General features: G+C 37.4%; 6 protein-coding genes. 4 read left to right on the top strand and 2 right to left on the bottom strand.

The window, feature by feature from the left end:
• A partial coding sequence (locus tag AACQ83_RS23710; protein ID WP_158537821.1) for a hypothetical protein occupies positions 1-346 on the top strand: 346 nt, incomplete at its 5' end.
• A 35-nt stretch (positions 347-381) separates the two neighbouring features.
• Here AACQ83_RS23710 and AACQ83_RS23715 read toward each other — a convergent pair.
• Together AACQ83_RS23715 and AACQ83_RS23720 are read right to left on the bottom strand one after the other, a co-directional pair.
• Positions 382-723, bottom strand: coding sequence for an SWIM zinc finger family protein (locus AACQ83_RS23715; protein WP_158537822.1), 342 nt, complete (start codon positions 721-723; stop codon positions 382-384).
• 28 nt (positions 724-751) lie between these two features.
• Positions 752-928, bottom strand: a complete 177-nt coding sequence (locus AACQ83_RS23720; RefSeq protein WP_158537823.1) for a hypothetical protein — start codon at positions 926-928, stop codon at positions 752-754.
• 391 nt (positions 929-1319) lie between these two features.
• Here AACQ83_RS23720 and AACQ83_RS23725 point away from each other — a divergent pair, with 391 nt between their 5' ends.
• The 3 genes from AACQ83_RS23725 to AACQ83_RS23735 are packed head-to-tail and all read left to right on the top strand — an operon-like array spanning position 1320 to position 2633.
• Entirely contained in the window at positions 1320-1730 is a 411-nt protein-coding gene (locus tag AACQ83_RS23725) for a hypothetical protein (RefSeq protein WP_112879855.1), read from the top strand.
• A complete protein-coding gene (locus AACQ83_RS23730) occupies positions 1720-2148 on the top strand; it encodes a helix-turn-helix domain-containing protein (RefSeq protein ID WP_240000913.1) in 429 nt (142 codons plus the stop codon). Before AACQ83_RS23725 ends, AACQ83_RS23730 begins: the two co-directional genes overlap by 11 nt.
• Complete coding sequence (locus AACQ83_RS23735) at positions 2148-2633, top strand: hypothetical protein (RefSeq protein WP_112879857.1); 486 nt, start codon at positions 2148-2150, stop codon at positions 2631-2633. The genes AACQ83_RS23730 and AACQ83_RS23735 overlap by 1 nt, the downstream gene beginning before the upstream one ends.
• Positions 2634-2811 lie beyond the last annotated feature (178 nt).

A 2811-nucleotide genomic window follows, 5' to 3' on the forward strand; every position in this document is an offset into this window, starting at 1 on the left:
AAAAACAGGACTAAGAACTACAATGAGGGTGCTGTCTATTGTTATCCCTATTACCTTGGTTTCTGCATTTTTTATAATGGAAAACGCCGTCAGTAAAGGTTGCTATAGTAATGAGCAGAATTTTTATAAAAGGAAAGATGCTCTTTGCTACGGCACAGATAGAATCACACAAATCACTCAAGGTGATACAAGAGCTTATTCAATAACAAAGTTTTTGGTTTTATCTGACAATAAAGCAGTTGTTCATACTGAAAATGGCGGGGATTATGCTATTGCATATTCAAAAGGTCGATTCATTATCAGGCCATTTGGTGATTTAGTAGTTGGTGATTTAGAGTTAGAGTAAAAGCCCGCATGGGGCTTTGATAAAAAATATAAGCTTTATCCGCCGCGCATTGCCTTGGCGGCGTTCCTTTTTGCAAGTGATATCGCTCTTTTTATATCATCTAGCAGGGATTCAGCTTTTCTGACATCTTCAAGTGCAGCTTCAATAGATGAATTTGGCAACCATTGCCTTGCAATGATATCAACCTGTTGAATATTGTCACTGACAATATTTCGAGTATCTCCATTTATTATGTTGATCCTATGTTTGCAGTACATTCCGTTTTCACCTGCTGGACAAGTGCAAAATGCTAAGAAATCTTTTTCATCTTTTTTTGTAAAAGTGACTTTATATGGCTCTTCCGCTGATCCTTGCACGAGAAAATTTATTTTTTCCATGAGACGCCTCATAAGCTGAGTTTATCAACTATTTTTTGGTTTCTATCAGTTTTTTGATTTTTTCAACATCCAACTCAATAGAAACCAATCTTTCTTCTATGCTTGGTTTGTGAGCTATATCTGAAATGTTACGCCTTTGAACCCCACACAATTGAGCTAACCCTGCTTGAGTAAGATAAGGCATTCCATTTTGCAGTATCCCCATTTCTATACCATTGAAAGTAAGAAGTTAGGTCTAAAGGAAGCATTCTAGGGGGGGGGTGAGCTGGCCCATAAAATATACTCCAACTAGTTGATATAAATAGGGTAATACCCTGTGAGATGAGAAATCGATAATACTATAGCAAAAATATTCATTCCTCACCCTTACCAAAACCCTAGGCCAAGGATGGCTTAATTTAGCTTAAGTATATTTTTATTTGTCCGGTCGATTAAAAAATGTAACAATGATCAAATGTTAGTCAGATTAAATGCTCCCCGTACCAAGGGGTTCTGATGAATGGCACTTTGAGATTAATGTCACGTGAAAGAAGTTACACAATAATTCGCATTGACATAAAAATAAAGTTAACATATATATTAACTATGAGCTAAGGATGATGATGGAAGACGATGGGAAACTAGAGCCTGTATACAATGGCTCAAAGTTTACGGTAATCCACTGTATTGGTGCTGTTGAAAGCTTTTACGAATCAGCCAAAAGCCTGGTTAAGCAAAAAGCAAGAACTATGGAAATGCAGATAGTCATTCAAATAAAACGCCTTGCGGATGGCAAAAGAATGGCTACAGATACGTTCGTTAGCGAAGGTAGTCTTCCATCCGATAAAAAATTTTATGCTCTTAAAAGGATCCCGATAAGGGGTTATCTTTGGTTTTCGGAGTCCAGAGGTGGTGTTTGTTTTATAAGCCATTATGTATACAAAGATTACCCAAAATTAAACAAATCTAACATCCGCAAGATCCACTCTAACTGGAGAAGAATCGAGGAGGATGGACATGAAAAATGATCACATTTTTAACAACGAACAAATGTTATTTGCGCAAGAAGAACTTGTTTTTAACGTAACGGAAGACGTTCTGCTTGCTATGGAAGATAAATCCATCAAAAAATCTGAGTTGGCTGATAAGCTTGGAAAAACAAAATCATACGTTTCTCAGGTTCTTAGTGGCTCAAGAAACATGACGCTCAGAACGCTATCAGATATCTGTTTTGTTTTGGGTGCAAAACCAAATATAACAATTACTCTAGATGGCAGGGATGTTTCCTTACCCATTGATAAAAAACAAAAAAGCGACCAACTTTCATGGCGTAATGATGATAATTGTGCAGGTATTTTTCTTGGGAAGGAAAAAAACAGAAAAATTTCTCAGGCGGATATAATAGAACTAACATCAGCACATCTTAGCTATGAGGATGCAGCATAATGAATGCCGAACTCATTAATGCTCAAAACAAATTACATATTGTTAATGTCAATATCCGGGAGTCAAGTTTTAAACTTTCCGAAGAAGCTCACTCCTCCTTTGTATTATCAGAATTGTTCAATGAGGATCACAAGACTCAGTCCTACGGCGACGTATCAAGAATAAAGGTTTTTCTTTCCGAGGAAGACAACAGGCAATGTTATATATTTGAGTATTCTGTAGGGATAAGATTGCTGAAAGTGGACCCATCAAGCAGCGAAGGAGCAGAGTCCGAAGATATTACAGATGTTACTGTTGGAATAGAGGCGGTCTTTGATGCTACTTATCTATCTGAAGCCAAACTTACAAGTGATGAGTTAAAGGCATTTTCTGAAAATAATGTCGCTTTCAATGTTTGGCCGTATTGGAGAGAATACGTTCAATCAGCATGTAACAGAATGGGAATACCTCAGATAAATATCCCGCTATATAAGATAAGGAAGTAACCCTCTTTCAAAAGCCACCTTGCCGGTGGCTTTTTTGTAGCATCCACACGCGCCGCTTAATTGCGGTTTTTTTGTATCTAAAATAACCACAAGGTGGTGATATGCCATTGATTAAAGACGCCATTTCATCACTTTTGGGGAAAGATGAGGCTTGGAAATGGTCGGAACATTTGCATCC

Source organism: Photorhabdus sp. S10-54, from assembly GCF_963878145.1.
In the GTDB taxonomy this organism is placed as follows: Bacteria; Pseudomonadota; Gammaproteobacteria; order Enterobacterales; family Enterobacteriaceae; genus Photorhabdus; species Photorhabdus kayaii.